This window comes from Listeria rocourtiae subsp. hofi, from assembly GCF_963575615.1.
GTDB classification, from domain to species: Bacteria; Bacillota; Bacilli; order Lactobacillales; family Listeriaceae; genus Listeria_A; species Listeria_A hofi.
Window position 1 is genome coordinate 1 of sequence record NZ_CAUYTL010000041.1, and the last position, 26,002, is coordinate 26,002.

The 26,002-nt window shown below is 37.9% G+C and carries 23 protein-coding genes; 3 read left to right on the forward strand and 20 right to left on the reverse strand.

The window, feature by feature from the left end; translation table 11 throughout:
• Window positions 1-142: 142 nt before the first annotated feature.
• The 3 genes from R8925_RS13920 to R8925_RS13930 all read right to left on the reverse strand — a co-directional run bounded on the left by R8925_RS13920 (window position 143) and on the right by R8925_RS13930 (window position 6,657).
• Window positions 143-679, reverse strand: a complete 537-nt coding sequence (locus R8925_RS13920) for a transposase (RefSeq protein WP_430536397.1) — start codon at window positions 677-679, stop codon at window positions 143-145.
• A 312-nt stretch (window positions 680-991) separates the two neighbouring features.
• On the reverse strand, window positions 992-1,150 hold the full coding sequence (locus R8925_RS13925) for a transposase (RefSeq protein ID WP_430536398.1): 159 nt from the start codon (window positions 1,148-1,150) through the stop codon (window positions 992-994).
• 425 nt (window positions 1,151-1,575) lie between these two features.
• On the reverse strand, window positions 1,576-6,657 hold the full coding sequence (locus R8925_RS13930; protein ID WP_430536399.1) for a VaFE repeat-containing surface-anchored protein: 5,082 nt from the start codon (window positions 6,655-6,657) through the stop codon (window positions 1,576-1,578).
• Window positions 6,658-7,271: 614 nt separating this feature from the next.
• On the opposite strand from R8925_RS13930, the gene R8925_RS13935 reads away from it, so the two are divergent.
• Window positions 7,272-7,916 carry a hypothetical protein gene (locus R8925_RS13935; protein ID WP_430536400.1) on the forward strand — a complete coding sequence of 215 codons (645 nt, stop codon included), beginning with the start codon at window positions 7,272-7,274 and terminating at the stop codon, window positions 7,914-7,916.
• A 121-nt stretch (window positions 7,917-8,037) separates the two neighbouring features.
• Window positions 8,038-8,709 carry a Crp/Fnr family transcriptional regulator gene (locus tag R8925_RS13940; RefSeq protein ID WP_430536401.1) on the forward strand — a complete coding sequence of 224 codons (672 nt, stop codon included), beginning with the start codon at window positions 8,038-8,040 and terminating at the stop codon, window positions 8,707-8,709.
• A gap of 67 nt (window positions 8,710-8,776) precedes the next feature.
• On the opposite strand, the gene R8925_RS13945 is transcribed toward R8925_RS13940, so the two are convergent.
• Window positions 8,777-9,157: a hypothetical protein gene (locus R8925_RS13945; protein ID WP_430536402.1), complete on the reverse strand. Its 381-nt coding sequence runs from the start codon at window positions 9,155-9,157 to the stop codon at window positions 8,777-8,779.
• 361 nt (window positions 9,158-9,518) lie between these two features.
• On the opposite strand from R8925_RS13945, the gene R8925_RS13950 reads away from it, so the two are divergent.
• On the forward strand, window positions 9,519-11,648 hold the full coding sequence (locus R8925_RS13950; RefSeq protein ID WP_430536403.1) for a putative mucin/carbohydrate-binding domain-containing protein: 2,130 nt from the start codon (window positions 9,519-9,521) through the stop codon (window positions 11,646-11,648).
• On the opposite strand, the gene R8925_RS13955 is transcribed toward R8925_RS13950, so the two are convergent.
• From R8925_RS13955 to R8925_RS14030, 16 genes are all read right to left on the reverse strand, one after another.
• Window positions 11,634-12,098, reverse strand: a complete 465-nt coding sequence (locus tag R8925_RS13955; RefSeq protein WP_430536404.1) for a hypothetical protein — start codon at window positions 12,096-12,098, stop codon at window positions 11,634-11,636. The two genes, R8925_RS13950 and R8925_RS13955, sit on opposite strands and share 15 nt — an antisense overlap.
• A 63-nt stretch (window positions 12,099-12,161) precedes the next feature.
• Window positions 12,162-12,758, reverse strand: a complete 597-nt coding sequence (locus R8925_RS13960; RefSeq protein WP_430539452.1) for an IS110 family RNA-guided transposase — start codon at window positions 12,756-12,758, stop codon at window positions 12,162-12,164.
• A 23-nt stretch (window positions 12,759-12,781) separates the two neighbouring features.
• Window positions 12,782-13,339: an IS110 family RNA-guided transposase gene (locus R8925_RS13965; protein ID WP_430536405.1), complete on the reverse strand. Its 558-nt coding sequence runs from the start codon at window positions 13,337-13,339 to the stop codon at window positions 12,782-12,784.
• A 281-nt stretch (window positions 13,340-13,620) separates the two neighbouring features.
• Window positions 13,621-13,917, reverse strand: a complete 297-nt coding sequence (locus R8925_RS13970; protein WP_430536406.1) for a helix-turn-helix domain-containing protein — start codon at window positions 13,915-13,917, stop codon at window positions 13,621-13,623.
• Window positions 13,836-14,951 carry an aminotransferase class I/II-fold pyridoxal phosphate-dependent enzyme gene (locus tag R8925_RS13975; protein ID WP_430536407.1) on the reverse strand — a complete coding sequence of 372 codons (1,116 nt, stop codon included), beginning with the start codon at window positions 14,949-14,951 and terminating at the stop codon, window positions 13,836-13,838. The genes R8925_RS13970 and R8925_RS13975 overlap by 82 nt, the downstream gene beginning before the upstream one ends.
• Window positions 14,948-15,553, reverse strand: coding sequence for a sugar transferase (locus R8925_RS13980; protein ID WP_430536408.1), 606 nt, complete (start codon window positions 15,551-15,553; stop codon window positions 14,948-14,950). Before R8925_RS13980 ends, R8925_RS13975 begins: the two co-directional genes overlap by 4 nt.
• On the reverse strand, window positions 15,554-16,720 hold the full coding sequence (locus R8925_RS13985) for a glycosyltransferase family 4 protein (protein ID WP_430536409.1): 1,167 nt from the start codon (window positions 16,718-16,720) through the stop codon (window positions 15,554-15,556).
• Window positions 16,721-17,839: a glycosyltransferase gene (locus R8925_RS13990; protein WP_430536418.1), complete on the reverse strand. Its 1,119-nt coding sequence runs from the start codon at window positions 17,837-17,839 to the stop codon at window positions 16,721-16,723.
• Window positions 17,823-19,121 (reverse strand): hypothetical protein, encoded by a 1,299-nt coding sequence (locus R8925_RS13995; protein WP_430536410.1) that lies wholly within the window; start codon window positions 19,119-19,121, stop codon window positions 17,823-17,825. The genes R8925_RS13990 and R8925_RS13995 overlap by 17 nt, the downstream gene beginning before the upstream one ends.
• Entirely contained in the window at window positions 19,108-20,355 is a 1,248-nt protein-coding gene (locus R8925_RS14000; protein WP_430536411.1) for a lipopolysaccharide biosynthesis protein, read from the reverse strand. Before R8925_RS14000 ends, R8925_RS13995 begins: the two co-directional genes overlap by 14 nt.
• Before the next feature lie 2 nt (window positions 20,356-20,357).
• Window positions 20,358-21,692 carry a nucleotide sugar dehydrogenase gene (locus tag R8925_RS14005; protein WP_430536412.1) on the reverse strand — a complete coding sequence of 445 codons (1,335 nt, stop codon included), beginning with the start codon at window positions 21,690-21,692 and terminating at the stop codon, window positions 20,358-20,360.
• A 4-nt stretch (window positions 21,693-21,696) separates the two neighbouring features.
• Window positions 21,697-22,773, reverse strand: coding sequence for a UDP-N-acetylglucosamine 4,6-dehydratase family protein (locus R8925_RS14010; RefSeq protein WP_430536413.1), 1,077 nt, complete (start codon window positions 22,771-22,773; stop codon window positions 21,697-21,699).
• Between the two features lie 12 nt (window positions 22,774-22,785).
• Window positions 22,786-23,451: a CpsD/CapB family tyrosine-protein kinase gene (locus R8925_RS14015; protein ID WP_430536414.1), complete on the reverse strand. Its 666-nt coding sequence runs from the start codon at window positions 23,449-23,451 to the stop codon at window positions 22,786-22,788.
• Window positions 23,438-24,130 (reverse strand): YveK family protein, encoded by a 693-nt coding sequence (locus tag R8925_RS14020; RefSeq protein WP_430536415.1) that lies wholly within the window; start codon window positions 24,128-24,130, stop codon window positions 23,438-23,440. Before R8925_RS14020 ends, R8925_RS14015 begins: the two co-directional genes overlap by 14 nt.
• Window positions 24,131-24,132: 2 nt before the next feature.
• Window positions 24,133-24,585 carry a hypothetical protein gene (locus tag R8925_RS14025; RefSeq protein WP_430536416.1) on the reverse strand — a complete coding sequence of 151 codons (453 nt, stop codon included), beginning with the start codon at window positions 24,583-24,585 and terminating at the stop codon, window positions 24,133-24,135.
• 127 nt (window positions 24,586-24,712) lie between these two features.
• The coding region (locus R8925_RS14030; RefSeq protein ID WP_430536417.1) for a toxin Cry1Ac domain D-VI-related protein at window positions 24,713-26,002 on the reverse strand (1,290 nt) is incomplete at its 5' end.

Below are 26,002 nucleotides of genomic sequence, written 5' to 3' on the forward strand. Positions count from 1 at the left end.
TTGTTTTGGATTCTCTCAAGGACCGTGTGTCACATTACATTTCTATTTCTTAATTACACACTTTTCTTGACAAACCCGCCATTCCAAAATCCATTCTTTTGTTCATGTCCAAGTTAAATTCGCTATATGGATTGATGTGATATCAATTTCTTGGACATAGGTATTTATAATTCTCTTCTCCGCCATAACCAGCGTCTGCGACGATGTAATCTGGAAGGCCTCCTAATTGCTTTTCAAACGAAGATAGAAAGGGAAGGAAACACCGCTTATCTCTAGGTCGTTGAAAAATGGCACAATGCAAGGTAAATTTATTTTCCGTGGCAATTTGAACATTATACCCTGCTTTTAACTGTCCATTTCGCATGTGATCTTCTTTCATTCGCAGGAAGGTCGCATCTCTATCTGTTTTAGAAAAGCTATTTCGATTACCAAATTGTTGAAAATGCATCTGATACTTTTGTAGCCTAGGTAAATAATCGCGTTGTACTTGTTTTTGTTGTTTGATCCACATCCGCTTCTCTTGTTTTAAGGATTTTTGTTCTACACTATCAGCCTCTGCGAGTCTGGTATCAATGGCTTCAATCGTTTCAGAAAGCACTTGATCTAATTGCTCCAATTGCACGATTGAAAAATTTTCTTTCTCCTCTTTCTCCATATCTAATGCGACTTGGCGCTTCATATCTTCGTAAAGGATGCCGATTTTTTCTTGTAGACTTGCATGGAACCGTTCCGATGATTTTCGCCAAACAAAGCTATATTTATTGGCGTTTGCTTCTATCTTTGTGCCATCTACATATATTTTTTCACCTGAAATAAGTTGTTGTTTTAGCGCAAAGGGTATGAAAAGAAATAAACATATTTTTTAACAACCTACCAAAATGTGGCGAAATTCAGGCACGATTAATCGTTCGATAACTTGGTGCTTGTTGCCCTGCTAACCGCATCATCGGAATGTTTTCTTGCGTCATAGACGCTATTTTCCGACCGGAGGTCACGCATAGAGAATGACTTTGAGCATCATCTTTGGGTGATAACTTGGACGGCCTTCTGCCGTTTGCCAATTTTGAATATCTATTTCTAGTATTGCCTCTACCTGTTGATGAACCATGCGTGACACATGACTTTCAGGAATCATTGTTTCTAAATCCATTGGAAGAATTAATTGGTCCATGTTACAATCGATATACGTAAATAGCACTCCTTTGTTGGGTTTTGGTTGATACTTTAATTTTAACAAAGCGTGCTATTTTTGTGTACTTATTTCTATCTAAAAAAGGATCAGACATCTGTTGATACTAATCAACTTTTGTCCCATCCTCGCTATCCATTTGTTTTCCAACGCCAAAATGAAGGACCTTTCGGGTAAAGACATCTAAAAATGTAATGACATACACCCATTTATCTTTTTGCGTCCATACATAGGTCAATCCGTTAATACATGATATACCCGTTCTTCGTCATCTTACGAGTTCAGCACTAAATAGTCGTTGCTATCAAAAAAGGATAGATTATTGGCTGATTTTGCATTCAACCTTTGATCTATCCTTTTCTTTTTAACTTTTATTTCGTTATTTCTTACCGATTTTGTTGTCTTTTGCGAAGAAATACGATAAATCCAAATGCTACTAGTAAGCTTCCAAATAAGATTGTCAGCAAGGAGAAATTGTCTCCTGTTTTTGGTAATAAACTCTTAATAGATAGGCGTTCTTCAGCTTGATCTGCTTCATTATTCTCCTCTAATTTGTTTGAGCTAGTATCTGACTTAGATGAATTTTGTGGTTGTTGTGGTTGTCCTGGTGCTACTGGCTGCTGTGGTTGTTCTGGTTTTTCCGGTTGACCTGGATTTTCTGGGTCTGGCTGTTTGATAAAGCGAACCGTTTGGTCTAAGTCGTTAATATCTTCATGGACCACAACTTCTTTCCCATTGCGGAATAATTTCTCAAAGACAACAACTTCTTTTCCAGCTAGCTCACGTGCATCTAAGTCGAAGGTTACTTCCACAACACCATTTGATTCTTCTGGTGTGAAGGTTGTTTCGCCTAGCACTTCTTTACCATTTGATACGACTGGCTTCCCTGTTGCTTTGTCCATTAGTTTTCCTGTGACAGTATATTCTTTTCCAACGATTAAGTCTTCATAATATACCTTATCAATAATGCTTACTTTTTCTTCTGGCATGATTTCTTTGTCACCATTTTGATCTGTTGCAATGGTTTTTAGGTCTGGTTTCGTGAATTTCACGGTTTGGTCTGCATCATTAATGTCTGTATGCACGGCTACTTCTTTGTTGTCGGTATATAGACGCTCAAATGCTACGACTTCTTGCCCTGCTAACCCTTTGGCGTTAAATATGAACGTTACCTCTACTTCACCATTCGCTGCTTCTGGGGTGAAAGTGGTTTCTGCTTCGACTTGCTCACCGTCAACTAATAATGGTGCTTCTGTAGCTTTGTCCATCAAAATTCCTTGGACGGTGTACTCACGACCTGGCGTAAGATTTTCATAACGAACCGTATCAACAAGGCTGATTTCTTCTTCGGGGCTTGGGCTTTGCGTGCCTGTTTCTACGTCACGTAATGTGGTACCGATTTCTGGTGTTTTAATCGTAACCGTTTGGCCTTCGTCGTTGATGTCTTCGTGATTCACTACTTCTTTCCCGTTACGCATTAATTTCTCAAATACAACGATATCTTTGCCGTATAGATCGCTTGCGTCAAATGTGAACGCTACTTCGACAGAACCGTCTGTCTCTTCTGGTGTGAAAGTTGTTTCACCGCGTACTTCTTCCCCTTTTACAAGCACTGGCGCGTTGGTTGCTTTATCCATTAACATGCCTTGTAGCGTGTATTCTTTACCTGCGATTAAATCTTTGTACGCTACTACGTCAATGATGGTTACTTCGCTGTCTGCATTCAGTTCTTTTTCACCGTTTTGGTCGGTTGCTGTTGTACCGATTTCTGGTGTTTTGAACGTAACCGTTTGGTTTGCATCATTGATATCCGTGTGTGCCGCTACTTCTCTACCATTTTGGTACATGGTCTCGAAAGCTACGATGTCTTGTCCGGCTAAACCTTTGGCGTTAAATGTGAACGTTACTTCTACTTCGCCATTTGCTGTTTCTGCTGTGAAAGTCGTTTCTGCTTCTACTTGCTCGCCGTCAATCACGAGTGGTGCTTCTGTTGCTTTGTCCATCAAGATTCCTTTGACCGTGTACTCACGACCTGGAATGAGGTTTTCGTAGTTTACAACGTCTACTAATGTGACTTCCTCTTCTGGACTTGGCGTTTGTGTTGCTGTTTCTTCGTCGCGCAATGTGGTACCAATCGCTGGATCTACCACTTGAATCGTTTGTTTCGCATCATGAATATCTTGGTGAACGGCTACGACTGCGCCGTTTAATTTCAATGTTTCAAACACAACGATGTCTTTTCCTTTGAGTTGCGATGCGTCTACTGTAAATTCGATTTCTTCCGTGCCATCCGTATTCGCTGGACTAAACGATTTCGTCGCTGTTACCGTTTGGCCGTCTACAAGTAGTGGTTGATTCGTTGCTTTGTCCATCAAAATGCCTTCGATGTCATAGGTTTGCGTTATGTCTAGGTTTTGGTATTGCACTTCATCGACAATCGTGATTGGTCCTGCATGTACATTGCTTTCGCCCGTTTCTTTATCACGTGCCACCGTTCCAATGCTTGGCTCGATGAAGGATACGGTTTGTGTCAAACTATCTTTATCCGTGTGCTCAGCCATCACTTGTCCTGACTCATCTTTCAACACTTCAAAGACCACATACGAATTACCTTTTAAGTCTGTCGCATCTAAAGGTTTCAGTGGTACCGTCACTTCTCCAGCTGCTGTTGTCGGGATGAATTCATGCGTTCCTTGTGTAAATACGATGTTGCCCGTTAATTTGTCTACCAATGTTGCTTCTAATGTGTAACGCTCACCTGGATTTAGGTTGGTATAGACAACGCGGTCGCTCAGTGCCACGTTTTGGTGCGGATGAATATCATGTTGTAATCCTGTGCTCGTTTCAAATGCAAATGTTTGTAAACTTGGTATCACGAAAGATACCGTTTGATCGGCATCGTTTAAGTCTTCATGGGTTGCTACAACTGCATTTGTTGCTGTATCGATCAGACGCTCAAATACCACGACTTGTTGCCCTTTCAATGCACGTGCGTCAAATCCTTCTAATGCCACGACTTCTTCGCCATTCTCTGTTGTCGCTGTGAATGTTGTCGACCCTTGCGTTAACACCGTTTGCCCATCTTTTGTCATCAGTTTCGCTTCTAAACGATAGTTTTTACCTGGTGTTAATTGCTCATAAGTCACACGGTCGCTGATTTGCGTGGCCATACCTGGGTATAACACCTTGTTGTTTGTTCCTGTTTCAAAAGCAAGTGTTTCAATTTGCGGTTTATAATCACGCTGATTCGTGACATTGTCTAACTCTAAAACGGTTGTATCACTTACAATTTCAAAATCAATCGGCTTACCGTCTAGAATGTAACCACCATTTGGCGCTTTGGTTTCGACAAAATGATAGTTGCCGTACGGTAAATCATTTACGGTTACTTTACCAGTGGTAGCCGCACTGGTATACACGCCTACTTGGTTCCCTGGTGCACTAGATGTTCCCTCATATAGCGTGAACTCTGCTCCTGCCAATGGGTTTTGTGTGTCTGCGTCTACTTTGGTAAATTCTACGCTACCAAGTGGCTCAATCGTTGCTTTGTTCGCAACTTTCAACTCAAATGGTACTGTTACTTGATTTTCTCCAATAGTAAATGTTCTTGGTGTCGTGTCTAACTCATAACCTGCTGGTGCTTTTGTTTCGACAAAATAGTAATCTCCGAATTCTAAGTTGTTCACTTGGAACTTACCAGATGCTGGTGTTACGTGGCTACTCACGAGTGTCCCTGATCCTGGTGTGCCTTGGAATAGGTCAAACTCTGCATCTGCTAAAACTTGGCTTTCATCTGTTTCATCATATTTAATTAGTTCCACTGATCCTACTGGTGTTGGAATGGCTTTGTTCGCAACACCTAACTCGAATGGTACCGTTACTTGATTTTCTCCAATGGTGAACGTTCTTGGTGTCGTGTCTAACTCATAACCTGCTGGTGCTTTTGTTTCGACAAAGTAGTAATCTCCGAATTCTAAATTGTTAACTAGGATAACACCTGATGCTGATGTTAAATGTGTGCTGATTGGTGTTTTTCCTTCTGCTGGTTGGCCTTCGTATAGGGCAAACTCTGCTCCTTCTAATCCCTTGCTTTCGTCGTCTTCATCATACTTGATTAATTCTACTGAACCTACTGGTGTTTCTTCAAGTTCATTAATAATTGGAATTTCTAAAGGTACGGTACCTTTACTGCTTAATCTAAATTTATATGGTCCTTCCAGTAATTTATACCCTTCTGGTGCAGCCGTTTCTTCAAGTTCATATTCACCAAATTTTAAAGTTTCACCATGTCTGATTATTCCGTTTTCATCTGATTTAATACCTTCTTTGATTATTTTCTTCGTACCATTTGAAATCCGGTGTAGGGTAAATTCTGCTCCTTCTAGCGCATTACCGGCTTCATCTTGCTTCTTAACTGTGAATCCGGCACTATCGCCTTCCGCTCCACCTGATCCACCTTCAACTCTAACGATACTCTCTGTATCTTCAGTTCTTTCTGTCGATACTATTTTAGCCTTATTAGTGAATTCTAATTGATCTGGATCAGTGATTTTAGTGTTATAATAAATTTTTCTTCCCAGACCATCATCAATATTGCCTAAATCCATTTCGAATGTACCTTTTTCGGCATTATAGTTCTCTATCTTTGTTTGCCAAGGTATACCATGAACTATACCAACCAGGCCTTTATCATTGTACGTTCTTGCTACTCCTACTTCATCCTCATTCATAAATCCGGCAAACTCTTGTCCTGGTCCTATTTCGTCATATACTCGTACATTATTCATAGACTCATATAGAACAGGGAATTCCGGATTAGGTAACAACGGTGGGATAATATAGACTGTCCATCTAATCATCTGCTCTGATTGTATATAGTTCCCACTTTTGACAATATAATCACCTTGAACAGGACCTTCAGGATTTGATCCACCACCACTTGGTTCTTCCGGTGTAATCGGTACTACTACAGTTCCTTCTGGAAGATCAAACTCGATTTCAATCTCATCGCCTGGAGTAATATCATTTGAGAATTTAACATGAAATTCGAAATATCCTTTGACATTGGATTTTCTTTCTGGATAGTCTGTAAACGTAACAGTGTACTGCTGATCACCTGGATCCGTTCTTTGTCCAATCGCAACAACTTCCCTATTGCTATCATTAAAGTACATCAAGTCATTCGGTGCCGTTTGAAGTTCTTTAGGAAGTGTAACCTCCATTTTATCGCCTTCATCAACATCTATATCATTAGGAATACTAAACTCATATCTAATTTTGAAATTTTTATTTGTAGGGACAGATTCAATAGGTTTACCATTACCATCCGTAAGTTGAACACTGGTAACAAATTGATTTCCCCAATTGTATCCGCCTGCTGCTGATGCAACTAGCTGCATCGATAATTGATTAATAACTAGTACACACAGTAACATCATTGCGACAACTTTTTTAAAATTTTTCTTCATTCATTTCCTCCTGATTTTTGGATTTAGTAACTCGTGATTGCCTGTCTCAATTACTAGTATATATATAAACCTAATTTCACGATGTAACATATGTTACATCGTTTTTAGCTCCACACTTGGCAACACCATTTATCTTTTAATCTATATCTACAAAATAAAATACTCCTGTTGCCTTTTTGTAAGCTAACAAATTTTAGTGCCTTGGACCAAATTAAGATAAATTAGGGTATTGTACTTTATATTCATCAAAGGATGTTATGCCGTTGTTGAAAAATAATTATTGATGATTTCGATGTTGTTTCTTCTTGTGAATTCTTGGCTTTCCCTTCCCCCTAAAAGAGAATACCATGACTATAATTATTAGTTTGTAACAAAAGTTACACTGCGCAAAAAATAGAAGAACATTGCTTCTTTACATAAAAAAAGCCCCAAAAAGAACCTTTTAAAAAACTAAAACTACTATAATATATAGGTTTTACTAGTTAATTTTTCGCGTAACATATGTTACAGATTTGCCTTGTAGTCTATGTTACTGTGAAAAAGTGATTGCGCTATGAAATGCCAATACGTCATCCGAATAGACAACCAAACGGAAGCGAAAGGAGTATAAGTAAATGGATTTTTTACATGTACACGGCTTATTGATTAAGCAGCCCAACCTATTAATGTCACTACTTGAAATGACAAATCTCGACACTTGGCATCCCGACATCTGTCAACTACAAAAATTAAAAAGTTACCAATCTCTCAACATATCAGACAAAGAGAAGATTATTCATGTCACAAAAGGGGTATTGTTGCAACAAGTGAACAATCCAGAGATATGTAAAATGAATGTTAATGCGATATGGTCAACAAACGATATTATCTTCCATAATGTTTTCCAACAAAATCAATATGAATATTTAGCAATAGGGGACGTCGAAATAGAGTTATTCGATGCACGTTCTGTTCTAGACGAAATTTCAAAAGAACCATTTTTTCCTGATTTTTTAATCGACTACAATAAGCGGCAGCAAGAGGAGTTCTTTCAATTTTCATATATGCTGACAAAAAATATTCGCGAGCGCGTACTCGATGTGATGAAGCGTTTTTCAAAGAAGCTTCCAGATGGCTATTTAGTTCCAAAGCGCGTCAACAGTTTATTGTTAGCGAAATGTTGCCAAGCCACTCCTGCGACAGTAAAAAAAGCTTTAGATGACTTAAAACATGAGAAAACAATCGTGAAGAAAGAACAGAATCTTTTTATTCAAGAATAACTACGGCGCAGAATAATATTGTCTGTGTAATGAGAATTATTCAGATTAACATTATTTTAAACGATATTATGTGAAACGTTGGTTAATATCAAAGGCTAATATTTTAAAGGGGGTAGTAAAAATGAACTTTATACAATTCCATAAAGAACTGTTTAGAGTTAATTCCGATTTTTCAAACTACGCTTCTAACCATGCAGATGTACAACCATTTTTCTTTGAGGGACCTAGTATTTTTAAGCCTGATTTAGATAAGTACGCATTTCTAATTTCTGAGGGTGTTATTCTTAAATATCACATTTCACCATTAGGTAAGATGCTTTATGATAATTTTTATACGCACAAATCCATTATTGGACTGTTTCCTAATATTTTTTATTTTGATGATTACTTTGAATATACGACGTTGGGGAATGTGAGTGGCCTTAAAATTCCATTATCTACTCTCGACTCCTATCCTGAGGAGAGTAAAAATGAATTGTTTTTCAAGAATATTCAACGTGAGCTGTTCTGGAAAGATTCTGCCGCTAGAATGTTAGGTCTTAACTTGCAGCAAAAAATATATTACATTCTATCTATTATGTATAATTTTAGGGGGATAAATCCTTGGGATAATACGTATAGTATGCCAAAATATATAACACACGAAATTTTGTCTACCATGGCAAATGTAAGTAGGACACGTGTTTCTTATGTTATGTCTGAATTACAGAAACAAAATGTTATTACTTATAATGATGACGGTAAACTGGTTATTCAGGATATTGATTTTTTACATGATAACTGTGGTTATTAAATAGAAATAGCGATAAAAAATCGAAATACAGGATTTTTTATCGCTATTTTGTAGATTAAAAATGGATTTATTGGATAACTGTTACTGTTGTTCCTGTGTCGCCTGGAATTTGAACGCCAAAATCGATAATTACTTTGTCTCCGGCTTGTAGTTTGCGGTTAATACCATTTTCATCTTTAATGAAACGGCTGTAGATTTTGAATTTGCCATCAGATGCAATGCCACCTGCAACCACTGTTTCAATGTTTGCTTGTGGTGTGATGGTTCTTTGTGGGATTCCGTTGACTACAAGACGTAATACTTGGGTACCTACTGGGGCGAATCCTGTTACATAACCTGCATTCGCTTTAATATCGTGCACTACTGGTTTGACATGTTCTTTGTTAACAATCGTTGTGGCTACAAGATTTGCTGGCGTACGAATACGCGTATCACTCCACTTGCGCATATGTCTTTTGTATGACTAACTAGCATAATGATGGATAAAATTACAAGACAAAAATCCGACACAGCTGTGAACAAAAAAAAGCTCGTTCCTAACTACCTTTCAATATACTCCATTGCAATTTCGGTAACAAATAGCCTTATTACTTGAGAAGCCAATTGCAGAAAGACTATTTTACACACTATCTTGTGTTGTGCATCCGTTATAAACTAATAAAGTGATTCATTTTCCGAATACAACTGAAATTTGAAATTAGAGAGGAGGAAAACATCGATTTCAGAGGAATTTATCACCAATAGATTAAAAAGGGAATAAGACACACCTGTCTTAACTACAAAAAAAACATAGAAAAGGGAGCACACACATGTCAGTAAAAATGAATAATGTTTTAAAGAAAGTTTCAGTTCCGTTGATTGCAGTAGGTATCCTATTTGCAATCCCAAGTACACCGCAAGCTATAGTGAGTCCAGAAATAAAAGAAGGGATTGACTATATTAAGCCGCATCAACCAGCACCAGGAGTTGCTCTTGTAAATACACAACCCGAATTCCTATGGGCCATGCTTGACATTACAATTAAAGATATTTATCTTAATAAAGATATTAAGCTAGCTAAAGCCTATCAATATAAGCTACGCTCGGATGTGAATATTTATGGTAATGGACATACTTTAGATTTCAATGGTAAAAGTGCACTGATTGAAAATAGCACTTCGTCTCGTCACTACCCAAAAGTTACTGATACAACAAACCTAAACGTACGCTTTGAAAATTTAAAAATTAAGAACACAGACCTATATGGAGGGGCGTTTAATACGTTTAGTCCTGAAATAACGTTCTACTTTAAAGATGTTTCTCAACTTGATAGCAGCAAATTAATTAAAGGTGGCTTATCAAAAATTAACTTAGAAGGGACGATTTCTGCACCGTATGAAGTGAAGGATGATTTTGATACTGGCTATATCAGTGGAAACCATATTATTGCTAAAAGTAATGCAAAAGTTAACCTAAAATCAATGTATACAGCTATTCAACCACATAGTTCCTTCACAATTGAAAAAGGGGCTAACATAAATCTAACCTCTACGCGTGGTAGCGCTATTGATTCTATCCTGGAGTACTCTCCAGTACTAACCAACAATGGTCAACTTCACATCGATGCGAAACAAGGTCATGCTGTAGGACTCGCTAGTGGTTCTATGATTCTAAATGCTGGTAGTGATACACAATTAAACGGTAAGACAGCAGTGGCTACAAATAATTTAACAGTGAAATCACAAGCAACATTAAAAGCTTCTTCTAGTGCCGAAACATTACAAATTGGGAAAAGTGTAAACATCGAAAAAGGAGCAAATTTTAGCATTCAAAGTACAACAACAGATATTTTCCGTACAAAAGATCCATTTGATGCTTATTCCGTAGCTTTACCCAACCCAAATACCGTAATAGCTTCTATTGATATGAATTCGAACACTGGATTAGCAACTTGGAAAAAAGGAGCTACAAACGCTTCTGCTCCACATAATACCTACGCTAAAAATTTCGAATCTAAATTTAGCATTTTCAAACCTAATAATTTGAAAACAATCGACTCTAACAACAAAAACTTCGGCAATACCTTTAAAAATAAAGAAGTTGGTAAAATCGAGGGAGGCTCATTCGCGACTAAATTTGTCAAAGATGAAACACCAGTTGAACTTCCTGAAGAATCTGAGCAAGGCAGTTTCTTAAAAGGAAAACAGTTCAACTTCCAAATGAACGGCTTAAGCGACGCTGAATTTGCTACTATGAAAATCGATCTTGATAAAGGCAAAGCTACCATTCAACAAAATAATGCGGAACCACATTGGTATTTCCCCAATAAAGCCTATGCAGCTATTCTAATCTACGATGAAAAAGGTAATCAAGTTTATGAGAAGAACTTTGTTGGGCGTGGATGGGTGCCAAAAGAAATAAAAGACGTTACATTAAAAAACGGCTATACAATTAATGTGATACACCAAGAAGCAAATAATAGACTGAAATTAACAAATCCAACAACAACTCAATCACACACTACACACCAAATAAATATCTATGAAGTCACTACAAACGGATTGATCCAAACAAATTCTCTAAAAGGAAAACAATTTAACTTACAAATGAGCGGTTTGGGAGATTCTGAATTTGCTACCCTGCTGATTGACCTTGAAAAAGGTATTGCTAAATTCAAAGTAAATGGAGTTATACTAAATCCGTATATCAAAAACATGTCTTATGCATCCATTTTAATTCAGGATGAAAATGGAAATCAAACCTTTTCGAGAGACTTTTTTGGAGGTTCGTCTCTAATACCAAGAGCGTTTGACATGACTTTAAAGCCAGGCTATACAATCACTGTGATGCATCAAGAAGCGGGCAACCACCTAAAATTAACAAACAAAAACATTACTTACAAAGCACAAGGAACTAACAAGTACCAAGTTACCACTGAGGGACTACTAAAAATTCAGTAATAACCTCTTTGGCAACACATCTTCTTCAAACAACAAATGAAAAGTACGTATTAAGAATCTAATTTCAGATTTTTGATACGTATTTTTTCCTTTTGGGCACGCGAGGCGTGCCAGTTTCCGCATATTATTAGCCATGAAGTAGAGATTGGCTTCGGTCGCTACTTTTGGAAGCCCTCGTAAACGGAAACGAGTGAACCCCAAAAGAGCCTTCACAGTATAAGGCATGATAGGCAGGCTATCGTTTTCCTCTAATAGGTATTTATAATTCTTTTCTCCACCATAACCAGCGTCTGCGACGATGTAGTCTGGAAGGCCTCCTAATTGCTTTTCAAACGAAGATAAAAAGGGAAGGAAGCACCGCGTATCTGTAGGTCGTTGAAAAATGACACAATGCCAGGTAAATTGATTTTCCGTGGCAATTTTATACGAAAACTTTCCGTAAAAATGCAAAAAAAGCTTACGCCCTTATGTATCACAAACAGAAAGAATTTCAAATATCTCTTATTATTTTGGCTATAAGGGTTTTAGTAAAGCTCCTTTCTGTTCTAAGTAATGTTCTCTAAATTCAATATAGCGGGAGTTATCTGTTAATAATCGATAAATAATGCGAAGTAATAAATGTGCGGTGGCAATAATTGCTTTTTTAGAACCTTTATATTTAACAATGCGCCAGAAAAAAGCTTTGATACGATTATTCTTTCCACGACTAAGAGCAAGCGCTGCTTGTGTCAGAACCTTCTTTAAATACGCATTCCCTTTGCGAATACGCGCATTATAATTTTTCCCTGCGCTTTCATGATTACCAGGTGAGAGGCCTGCCCATGAAGACAAATGTTTCGAAGATGGAAAGACGGACATATCCAACCCGATTTCAGCTAAAATGACAGAAGCCATCGTCACGTTAATTCCAGGGATTTCGTCTAAAGTAACTACTATTTCGTCATGAGGTACTAATGCATCATGGATTGCTTTTTCTATGGTATTTATTTGTTCCGTAATGAAATCAATCTTATCCAGGTGTATGCGTAAAAGAAATCGATGATGTTTTCGCACAAACCCTTGAAGAGCTTCTATTAAATCAGGTACTTTTTTCTTCAGTGAAGTATACACTAATTTTTCTACTTTTTCTGGTGTTAGGACTTCCCATTTACAATAGAGTCCAAAAGATTTCTACCAGATGCACCATAAATATCACGTATATAAGTGGTTAGCTTGATACCTGCATGTTGTAACACTTTATGTGCTCGATTTTTCTCTTTGGTTAAGTCTTCTGTCAGATGTTTTCGGTGGCGCGTAAGATCACGTAAATCTTGAATAGGTTCCGGCGGAACAAAACTAGGTGGGACCAAGCCGACACGAGTGAGTTTAGCAATCCACTCCGCATCTTTCATATCCGTTTTTCTGCCAGGGACATTTTTAATCATACGTGGATTAGCGAGAATCAACTCGAAATCATCTTGTAGAATATGCCAGACGGGTTTCCAATAAACACCTGTGCTTTCCATGGAAACAACGGTACAGTGATGACTTTTTAGCCAATCATGCATTTGTAGTAACCCACTGGTTGTAGAAGCGAAGCTTTTTATAAATTTTTTTGGTCGTGTTCCTTTGGAGGGGGTCTTTAAGACACAAGCTACCATTATCTTTTGGTAAATATCGATGCCTGCACAACTATCCACAAGTATATCCATACTAAATTCCTCCTTGCAAATTAGTAGAGGAATAAGTTATCATGTTCATAGAAAATCTTTATTTTATACGCATGCTTGAAAGCATAATGAATGGTGCAAATGAGCATGACGGTTCAGTTTGTCCCGCGAGGTTTTGGAGAACCTCAATAAGCCATCGACCTACAACTTACTCCTCTATCTCTATTATGATAGAAAAACAGTTGTAGGTCGATAGCTTTTTTCATTATGATTGGTGTCAGCGGAAGCTGACATGGGGGTTTGTCCCATCCTCTTCTTTCATATTACGTTCTATATCGGTTCTGCCTTCTTTCTTTGCGTTGCTTCTCTATTTCACGCCTAAAATATAGCACTGCAGAGCCTTTTCGTACTCTTGTTATTTTTCCGCGTTCCACGAGTGAATAAAACCCTTGCTTAGAGATTCCTAAATGATTAATCGCTTCTTGTGTGGATAAAAATTCTTTGTCTAAAAAATAATACAATGAGTGATAGTAAGTGTTCAGTTGAATAACTCCTTTCGTAATTGATCTGAAATCCAGTCCACATCCTCTGTTGTCATTATCGTTCCCGATGGTAAGCACATTCCGTTCTCATACAGATGCACCGACACTGCTTTTTCTTCACGCTTATAAAATGGAACGTCTGTAAAAACCGGTTGCGTATGTAGCGGCTTCCACAATCTTCTCACTTCAATCCCTTTTTCGGCTAGATGCTGAACTTGCTGGTCTTGAACGCCCCTTTGCAAAGTAAATGTCGTCAGCCAACGATTTCCAAAACTCGATGCGATTTCTGGCATAAATGCGACATCTTGAAAATTTTGCTGATATTGTTCGAAAATCGCTCTTTTTTTCTGAATTCGCTCTTGAAGAACGTCCAATTGAGCAATGCCGATGCCCGCTAAAACATTACTCATTCGGTAGTTATAGCCGATTTCTTTATGATAGTAATACGGCTTGTTTTCTTTTGCTTGTGTGCTTAAAAAACGTGCTTTTCCAATGGATGCCGCGGATTTGCCAATCAGCGCGCCGCCTCCCGAAGTCGTTATAATCTTGTTACCGTTGAATGAAAAAATGCCGAATTCACCAAATGTCCCTAGCTTTTGGCCTTTATACTCCGCTCCTAAAGACTCCGCAGCATCTTCTATAATCGGAACGTTATATGTTTGAGCAATTGCTACTAATTTCTCGATTTGTGCACTTTGCCCATACAAATGCACGACGATAATCGCTTTTGGTAGTTTTCCTTCTTGTTTAGCTTCTTCCAAAGCATATTCTAAGGCGTCTGGACACATCCCCCATGTAAGCGATTCGCTGTCAATAAAAACTGGTTGTGCACCCAAATATACTGCTGGATTAATGCTTGCGATGAACGTAAAACTAGAACAGAAAACAGTGTCTCCGCTTCCCACTTCTAATAATCGCAATGCTAAATGAATTGCACTTGTACCGGAAGAGGTAGCTAAGCAATCTGTGACGCCATGGTATGCTGCTAAATTCTTTTCAAACTGCACTAGGTTAGGCCCGAATGGAGCAATCCAATTAGATTCAAACGCTTGATCAATGTAACTTTGCTCCTGACCAGACATGTGCGGGGGGGATAATAAATATTGTTTCATACTATTTCTCTCCTTGATGTTTGATAATCTGTAAAATTTTCCATTGTTACGTAATTTTGCTGGGAAATACCCTCTTGTTTCCATACTTTTTGTATTGTCCGCATGATAATCCAGGCATCAAAATAGAGTGTCTGTTTGCTTACATAAAACTGATCGTATCGAAATTTTTTCTTCCAACTTAGCAAATTACGTCCTTTCACTTGTGCTAGCCCTGTAATTCCTGGTCTGACATCAAGCCGTTTGCGCTGGTTTTTAGTGTACAAATTGTTGTACTCTAGCAATAACGGGCGCGGACCAACCATACTCATGTCCCCTTTTAAAACATTCCAAAATTGTGGTAGTTCGTCCAAACTTATTTTCCGAATAAAAATCCCCCACCGTGTGATTCTTTGGGCATCGCTTGTTTGGCTTGAGGAAACGGAGCGCATACTTTTTAATTTATAAATTTTGAAGGCATGCCCATCTTTACCAGCGCGACAGCTAATATAAAAAGGGTTTTCGCGGTAAAGTAGATAAAAAATACAGATACTTAGAAAAATGGGGAGGATACTCACGGTAAGTAAGAGTAGTGAGAATATAATATCTAATAGTCTTTTGGTCATCTAGCTACTCTCCTCCAATACCATCAAAAATTTCCGAAATTGACTATTTACTGAATATTTTTGACCGAGTAATTTAGCGTTTTCTCGTTGCTTTTGGTAAAGTTTTGTGTCATTTTTTAATGTTTTTAAATAATGAATGAGACCTGCTTTATCGTGATGCAAAAAACCTTTTCCAGCTTGAAAATTAGTCAATGCTTGATGTTGCCAGCCTTGATAATTTAAAACGACCGGCAAACCGATAGCTAAATAATCGAAAAATTTATTAGCGCTGTTATCCCATAAAATCGGACAATCAATGACAGTCAGCGCGCCAATATCGACATGATGTAATATGCGATAAATCTCTTCCTTACTTCGCATGTTTAATACTTTAATATTCGTTAATTGTTGCTCGCAAATCGTTTCCATGAGTTGTTTTTTTTCGGAGCCGTCTCCAATTAGCAAAAAGGCAATGCCGTGTTGCGCAGCTTCTTCTGCGATTTCAGCAAAATAATGAACTCCATTAACAAGCCCCATCGTACCTGGGTGTGCTACAACAAAATGTGTTTTCAAAAAATGCTCCAATTCTGGATTGTTCAAATCTTGTTGCTCCATTTGCTGTGCTAGCCTTATATCAGCAAGATTTTCAATAACCGTTACCTTATGGGCAGGAATTTTTTTTTGCAGTAAGTTTTGTTTCATTGGCTCAGAAAGTACAATAATGTGCGCCGCATGTTTATAAATCCACCGCTCTAGTATTTTCAAAAGTGCCACAAGCCATTTTTTGCGAATAATACCAAGTTCAATAGGAATATCCGGCCACACGTCTCGTACTTCAAACACGAAAGGGCACCGCTTTAATTTGCTTAAAACCACACCAATAATCCCTACTGTAAGCGGCGTAGAGCTTGCTAAAATAACGTCGGGTTTCTTTTCTTTTAATCCATAGAATATACTACATAAAACGAAATGAGCAAATGCGATGATTCTTTGCATAAACGTCATTTTTTGCGAGTATTTTGTTTGTGTCGATACAATTTGAACGCCATCTTGCCGGGTTCGCGTCTTATCTAATCCTGTTAAAATGCTGACATCGTGACCTTCCTCTCGCAATTTTCGGCTAAAGTGGTAAGATCTCGTCGCGCCTTGTTTCTCTTGATAATATTGATGTATATATATAACTTTCATTTATGCCTCCCCTAGTACCGCTTGATAAAATTGGGCTAGTTTTCGCTCTTCGTTTTGCCAATTAAAATGACGGTTGTGTGCTAAATAGCCATTATGCGCAAGAATTTTTCTTTTAATCGAATTTTGGATCAATTGCTCAGCTTCATTTTCGATTATATCCATATCATGATGAGGTACCACCAGTCCGCTTTGGCTTTCATAAATCATCGCTGCCCAATCAGGAAAGTCTGATGCTAAAAAAGGGAGCTGATACGCCATATATTCGAATAGTTTAGTAGGAAGCGAACGTAAGTAATTCGGCTCTGAATGCAACAATGCCAATCCTAGATGACTACGCTCGTAATAGTTTTGCACCTCACTGTAATCAAGTCTTCCTTTGAGCAAAACTTGATTTTCTAAATGATGCTTTTGTAAAAATTGATTAGCATACACCTCTAAATGTTGTGGTATTTTACCAATTAAAATCAGTTGGACATCGTATTCTTTGACGTGCAATCGTCGAATCAGTTGCAACATTTCTTTAAAACCACGAATTTCATGAATGGCACCCGCATAAATAAACGTAAACGGCACGAATTTATCCGTTGTTTTCACGTCAATCAAATGCGGATAGTTTAAAATATCTACTTGTTTCGTCTCCTGCAACTGATACAATTCTTTATAGTATTTTTCTGCATAAATTAAGCCATCAATTTGCTGTAAAGCCTTTTTTTCATAACGTTTAATTGTCTCAATCCATGTTTTAGGAATGGCAAAATTAAAAATTTTCTTACTAGCTAAAGCTGCGGGGAAATCTTCGTGCATGTCGAAAATAATCTTTGCTTTAGTGATTTTTTGGATTTTCGGAACTAAAAGTAGCAATTCTGGATCATGCAAGTGAATGAGCGCCGGTTTTTCTTGTTTAATAGCTTTTAAAATCCGGCGGAAATGTTGCCATCGCATCATTATTTTTTTCTTTTTGAGCAACGTATACTTTAAAAATGCCGTATCCTTCTGACATTCAGCATTTGCTTCAACTGCTACCAAATGAACCTGATAGCCTAACTTAACGAGAGATTGCACTTGACGATGGAAAATACGCGTGTCGTTCCAAGGATGCACACTACTGATAACCAGCACTTTTTTCAAAAAAATCAACCTTTCCTTGAGAATCTATTAAATAATTTAGTAAAAATGCTAGCAAAATACCGTGTGTCAAAATCGCTGTAATAAAAGATGTATCTACTAAACTCCAAGTAGGCATTGCCATCAAAAGCGCGCTAAACCGCAATGAATGTTTTGTGGAAATACTGTCATACAAGTAAAGTACAGCACATAATAACAAAGTAAATACAACAATACCGAAGTAACCAAAATTGGCATAAGCATCTGCCCACAAATTCGCGTTCGCTGCAAGATCTGGTCTGTTGAAATAGTAATCACCAATTAGGAAGGCAGGAAGTTTTTCATAAGGATAGCTTAAAAAAAACGAAAAAATGCTGTGAGATAGGTGTACTTGTTCATTGACACTGAAAAAATCAAAATAGTAACTGAGTAAAAGCCCTGGTGTTGCCAGCATACGGCGCACAAAAATAGAGGTGAATTCCGTCGTTTCTAACCACGTATCCAATAAAAAAGTTGTGTACATGAGCAGATTTAGCCCAAGTAAAAATACACTGGCAAAACCTTGGCCATCTTTCCTTAGGCAAAAAAGTAGCCCAAAGATAAAAACAGCAGAGAGCAAAATACTTTTATGCCCCGTAATCGAAAAAATGAATAGTTGCCCAATGATACCTAGCATAATCAAGGTTTTATTGCGATTTAAAACACCCCAAACAATCATGAATGTGTGGATGATTTTCGATTGCCAGTTAATCGCATAGCCTGAAAAACGGTTGACCTGTGAGCGATATTGTTCTCGTAAATCATAGACGTCATCTGCTTGCGTAAAATGCAATTGCAACCCAAATGTTCGCAAAATAATGCCCCATTGAATGAGCCAGACAAACAAAATCCCAATAAACATCGTCCTAGGCTGCATTTCAATAAATGTGACGGCAAGCGGATGTATATAACTCACACTATAAATCATAAATAATGCAATCAAAATAGCGATTTTCAACCATAAAATTTGGTCTAGAGGTTGAATCCGAACATAATCAGGAATAATGACAGCCGGAATAGCAACCATCGTATACAGCAACCAAAAAACGACTTGCGACGGCTTTTTGACATCGTTCTCCACATAAATTAATGGCGTGATAGCCAAAAGAAAGGAAATAACCTGTGGCCAAATCTCTGGGTTTAAGTTAATATAGCCAAAATAGGCAAAACTAGGTGATATAAAGCTGGTATATCCCCATTTCAAACCGATAATGTATGTGATAACTAAACTTGTTACATATAATTTAGAGACCTTCAATGGATTTTGTTCCCTTCCTAGCTAAAATTTGAGTTCCTAAAAGATACAGCACGGCGTAACTCACAGTCATTACTATGCAATAAAACAGCACCATTTCCTTCAATGGCGCGCCTTCTAATAGCAAAAACCCTATCGTAAGCGCTAAAAATCGACCAATGTCCCAGAAAAACTGGACACGTTGCTGTGTGGTAATATATAAAATTTGAGAAACTGGAACAATCGTTAGTTGAGCTATGAAAAGTGGTGTCATAATTTGTGCAAGTTCCCCGGCAACTCGCCATTCCTCTCCGAAAACAATACTGAAAATAGTAGGTGCAAACAAGCCGAACAGCAGCATTGGAATTACCGCAACCAGAAACGCTTTTCGTACCATTTTTTGAAAGAAATTCTGTAATTGCAAATCCTTTTTTTTCGCTAAATGACTAGCATGTCCGTAAAATACTTGACTGAGCGTCATTGTAAATAAAGCGATTGGAACGGCCACCATTTTTTGCGTGAATGAAAACAAACCGGTATCGTCTGCTCCCAAAGTCATCATGAAAAAGAAAGTCGGTGCTTGCAACGCCAAACTGTTGAATAGTAAGGACGGTGTGCAAAACAAGGGATATTGATGATAGTTTTTGATAGTGTTCCAGATAGTATCTTGTTGTTTTTGTTTACTGCCACTTTTTAAATAAATTGTGAATACGTATATGGCGCCAATTATTCGGCCAATCGCGTCTCCAGCAATCAGGCCAATAGACGGAAAGCCTATTTTGGCAAGCCCTAATTGTGAGCCACCATTGCCAAATGCCTGATATATTTTTAATTGAGACAAAACGTCATACCGGTTTTGACGCATCATTTCATACGTGAGAAATTGTTGTACAGAAGCAGCAAATAAACCAGCACCAAATAAAAAGATAACTAATTTATTCGTCTCACCAATAAAAGCAAAAGGCGAGAAATCGGTGAAGAAATAGAGACTACTTCCTCCTACAAACCAGCATGCAACAATGATAAAACAGAGATTCAAAACGGTTTTACTGTTTTCTAGCAGCAGTATAATCTTTTCAAAGGCAAAAGTAGATACGACTAATAAAACGCCCAGCGCACTTGTGTAAAATGCGTATAGACCGAATTGCTCTGAGGTGTAGATGCGTGATAGGGCAGGGGAAATTCCAAAAAGGAATAGCTGCGCGATGACATTTCCCGTGAAAAGTTTGCGAAAATTACACATAAATGAGCGCTTCACTTCTAGTTTAAAACACCTTTTTGCGGACTCATACCTGTTCCAATTCGGTACACATGACTTGCTGAAGTCCCTTTAAACGCATCACGTGTATCTAAAATAAGGGGGGCTTTTTCTAATAAATTAGCTAAATCAAATGCTTCATGATTCGTTAATAACAATACGAGATCATATTTTTCAAGATTGTCTAAAGCCATGTCATCGCTGTATACTTTATTTCCTGCCCGATCTATAAAGCTTGTAACATGGGGATCAATATAGCTTGTTTGGGCCCCACTTTGAATCAGTAAATCATAAACATCTAGTGCTGGCGATTCGCGAACGTCATCGATATTCGCCTTGTATGCCATACCAACAATCAATATATTCGAACGATTGACAGACTTCTCGTGTACATTTAATACTTCCGTGACTTTTTGAATCACTTTTTCAGGCATTTTTTTATTTGTTTCTTGTGCTAAATCAATGAACCTGCTGTAAAAATTAGATTCTTTCGCCTTCCAAGAAAGGTACATTGGGTCAAGAGGAATACAGTGTCCTCCAATTCCTGGTCCTGGCGTGAATTTCATAAATCCAAATGGTTTTGTTGCTGCGGCATCTACAACTTCCCAAATGTCCATACCTAGCGCATCACATAAAAGTGCCATTTCATTAATAAAAGCAATATTCACGCTACGAAAAGTATTTTCAAGCAATTTTGTCATTTCTGCTGATTTAGTTGAGCCAACGACATGCATATGTTCGATGACTTGGCTATATAAAAGATGTCCTATTTCAGAGCATTGAGGTGTTGTACCGCCGATTACTTTAGGTGTATTTTTCGTGTGGAATGCCGTGTTTCCTGGATCTACTCGTTCTGGTGAATAACATAAAAAGTAATCTTCTCCAACTACTAAACCATCTTCTTTTAAAGTACCTGCAATTAGTTCTTCGGTCGTTCCTGGATAGGTGGTACTTTCAAGTGTTATAAGCGCACCTTTTTTTAAATATTGGCGAATTTGCGCGATTGCTGAAACGATGTAAGACATGTCCGGTTCTTGCGATTTTGTCAATGGTGTTGGTACGCAGATAGAGATTGCATCAACGACTCTTAGAAGTTCAAAATCCGTTGTGGCGTGAAAATAGCCTTTTGCGACCATATCTTCTACTTCATCATTTGGGACATCCATAATATACGATTGGCCTCGATTTAATTGATTGACTTTAGGTATTGAAATATCGAAACCGATAACTTTCATTCTTGTTTTAGCGAATTCCATAGCTAGTGGTAATCCAACATAGCCTAGACCAATGACGCCTACTACTGCTTCTTTTTTCTCAATCCGTGTTTTTAAGTGCATTTTCTTATCCTACTTCCATTGCATTTTTTTGATTCGTAATCTCTAATAATTGTTGTTTTATTTCTTGTTCATTCATATTTTTGTATAGAAGAATCAGCTCTTTAATACTGGTGAAATCAAACGAACTTGCTTGGCCTACGAGCATTTTATCTACTGTGAGCAGTCCTTCTTTTTCTGATGCTTCTAAAAGTTCTTCGTGTAGTTTTTCTCCAGCGCGAATGCCTGTGAATTCAATAGCTATATCTCTTTTACCGAATTTGTTAATGAGGCGTTCGGCGATTTGTGTGATTTTTACGGGTTTGCCCATTTTTAAAATGAAAATTTCACCACCGTTAATGTACGGATTGGCTTCAATAACTAGTTCTGCGGCTTCTTCGATGGACATGAAATAACGTGTCATCTCGGGGTGTGTGATTGTGATTGGCTTGCCTGCAAGAATTTGTTCCATAAAGAGCGGGATAACGCTACCACGACTGTCGAGCACGTTGCCAAAGCGAACTGTTGCGTATTTTGTGATATATTTTTCTTGGAAGTGAAGTAAGCTTTTTTCAGCTAACTTTTTGCTTGCTCCCATGACACTATATGGGTTTACAGCTTTATCTGTGGAAACTAAGATAAAGTTACGAACATAATTGCGGCCGCTTGCTTCTGCGAGATTCATTGTTCCTATCAAGTTATTCTCGACTGCGCTATGTGGATTTTTTTCCATTAGTGGTACGTGTTTATGTGCGGCAACGTGAAATACGTAATCTGGTTTTGTTTCTGCAAATAGCTTGTCTACACGTTCTTGGTTTTGAATTTCGACAATATGCGTATCAATGGAGACGTTAGATTTGTACATCAATTCTTGATAAATTTTATAAATACTATTTTCACCATGACCAACGAGAATCATTTTAGCGGGTTCATATTTGATTAGCTGCCGACAAATTTCCGATCCAATAGAGCCTCCTGCGCCGGTGATTAGAACGGTTTTTTGTTTTATTAATTGGTATGTGTGGTTTTCGAATCTTGGTGTGTATTCTCTATCTAGTAATAGTTTTAAAAAATAGTGACTGTTGGCTTTCGTATCGTCAAACATGCATTATCTCCTTTACTTTTTGTTATAGTAGTATGCGTCGGATTTTCTCTTTTTGGTTTTGTTAAGGATAATTCCGAGCATGTAAGCATCCATTTTGGTTAGCATATCTAATGAACGACTAAATTCAGGTGCTTTAGTTTTGTTTTCCTCTACAATAAGAATTGTTCCATCAACTTTTGATGCGATTATTTGGCTATCTACAATCGGTGCTGGTGGGGCATCTACTAATATATAGTCATAGTTCTTCTTCATACTTTCTAACAGCTCTGTCCATACTTCGCGGGAAAGTAATTCGGATGGATTGTACGGTGATGCTCCTGCTGTAATGATGTCTACGCCTCGCAAACTAGTTGGCTGAATTACATCGATTGTATGGATACTTTCACGTAAAATATCGGTTAATCCCATATAATTATCTTGCTGTAAAACATGATGTTGAGATGGTAAGCGAAGATCAGCATCAATAATTAATATGCGCAAGTCTTGCTCTCCCATCATGCCTGCTAAATTAGCCGTAATGGTTGATTTTCCTTCTTGGGCATTGGTTGATGTAATTAAAATCGTTTGCATATTTCTTTTTTTTGCTATTAAATGAATGTTTGTTCGCAATATTCGAAATTCCTCTAAGATGGGCGATGTTTTCTCATGATTAAGTAATAGACGTTTACGCTTTTTCACGTTTGTCACCTCGTTCTATTGGAATTTGAGCCAGGATTGGTACGTCTGTCAGGCGCTCTATGTCGTAGATACCCTTGATTTTGATATTTAGTTGAGACAATATAAGAGATAGCAACATTCCTACTAATAAACCTATAAAAAGACCTAGGGTAATGTTAGTTGTTTTATTTGGTTGGATTGGTAATAAGCTGGCTTCGGAGCTAGCTTCGGACAGTACTGATACGTTAGTGACACCCATGATATACCTTACTTCTCGTTGGAAGGATTTCACGATTCCGTGTGTAATGTCTGCGGCTTCTTCTGGGCTGCTAGCTGTTACAGATACCGCGATGACTTGTGAATTATTTTGATTATCAACTTTGATACGGCTTTTTAACGTCTCACTAGAAATATCTAAATCTTGTTTTTCGATTACTTGATTTAATATTTTGTTGCTTTTTAAAACGACGGAGTAGGTGTTAACGAGTTGCTGATTGCTTTGAACGTCCATTCGTCCGCCTTGTTCGTCTAGTTTTTGATTGACGAGTAGTTCTGTGGAAGATTTATAGACAGGTTGACTGTAATAACTAACGTAGAAATAACTAGCTAATGCGCCTAAGCAGCCAAATAGAGCAATTATAAGAGCAAACTTTTTTATAAAAAGACCAATGGTTGTCCATGAAATATTTTGATTTGCCATCTTTATTTGTCGCCTGTCAGGTCGTCTATTTTCCAGCTTGCTTTTTCTTTAGGTCGATCTGGGTCTTGGTAAGTTGCTTTCAGTGGTGCGCTTCCTTCTAAAACATAAAAGGCGTCTCCTGTTAGTTGTTCACCGGGATGAAGTGTGGCGCCAATGTTTGTGGATGGATAGTTCGCAAGTCTTTTTCCTTCTTTGTTGGTGATTGTCATTAAAAAGGCGTCGATTGGCTTAGCGTCTGGGGATGTATTTTTACCAACTAATGTGATTTGTAAGATGTTTTTTCCTTTTTCATCGCCATCTGTTGCTTTTGTGATGTTTACTTTTTTTATGTTTACTTTGACTCCGTTAATTGTTTGGGCTTTCCAGTCTGGCTTGTTTATTTCTTTGGCCTTGGTACAAGCTGTTAATGCCATGGCCAGAGTCAGGATTAACATTAGGATTGTGACTTTTTTCATGTGTTTACTCCTTTATTTTCTATGGACTTTTTGTCTTTTTTGGTAAAAAAAATATTGGATTTAATCCATTGCATTATAACGCTGATTCTGCCTAGTTTTAAGGCAGAATCATAAGCGTCTTGAAATTTTATTCTGTTACTGTTACTGTTGTTCCTGTGTCGCCTGGAATTTGAACGCCAGAATCGATAATTACTTTGTCTCCGGCTTGTAGTTTGCGGTTAATACCATTTTCATCTTTAATGAAACGGCTGTAGATTTTGAATTTTCCATCAGATGCAATGCCACCTGCAACCACTGTTTCAATGTTTGCTTGTGGTGTGATGGTTCTTTGTGGGATTCCGTTGACTACAAGACGTAATACTTGGGTACCTACTGGGGCGAATCCTGTTACATAATCTGCATTCGCTTTAATATCGTGCACTACTGGTTTGACATGTTCTTTGTTAACAATCGTTGTGGCTACAAGATTGGCTGGCGTACGAATACCGTAATCTACTGCTACAATATCACCTGCTTGTAAGCGCAAATTTGCGTTCGTTCCATCCGTTACAAAACGGCTATAAATACTAAAGCTACCGTCTGCTTCTGGTGTTACTAAGCGTTGTGGGACTCCGTTGACTATAAGACGGACGCTTTTCGTTCCTGCTGGTGCTTTTCCTGTAATGGCTTGTTGGAATGGCCCTACTGGGTTTAATGTTACTTTTTCAGTTGGCATGTAGTTGGTTACTTTGATGTTTACTGTTTCACTTGTTGTCGACGCATTTTTTTGGGTTACTGTTAAAATCGTGTCTGCTTTTTGTTGTGGAATGGTCACAGTGAATGTGCCGTTTGCTGCTACTGTACTTGTGTAGCTTGTTGTTCCGTTGTTTACTGTAACGATAAGTCCTGGTTTCCCTGTTCCTGTTACGACGGTATCATTGTTTGTCACACTGTTTACGTGTGGTTTTTCAATTGTTGCTGTTTGGTTATCTAGTTGTTCTTGGGCTTTATCGATTTCCTTTTGTAGTTCTTCTTTAATTGTTGCATCGGTTACTTTGTCTACTTTTGCCTGGGCTTCGTTAATGTCTCTTTGTGTTGTTGTTTCTTTGATGTCTTTTGTTGGGTCATTGTCTTTAAATAAATCATTTACTGATTGATTAGCCTCATTTTGACGTGCTTGCTCTTCTGCTTCAGCCGCTAGTTTCGCATCTAGTAATTCTTGGGCTTTATCAATTGCTTTTTGTAGTTCTTCTTTAATTGTTGCATCGGTTACTTTGTCTACTTTTGCTTGGGCTTCGTTAATGTCTCTTTGTGTTGTTGTTTCTTTGATGTCTTTTGTTGGGTCATTGTCTTTAAATAAGTCATTTACTGATTGATTAGCCTCATTTTGACGTGCTTGCTCTTCTGCTTCAGCCGCTAGTTTCGCATCTAGTAATTC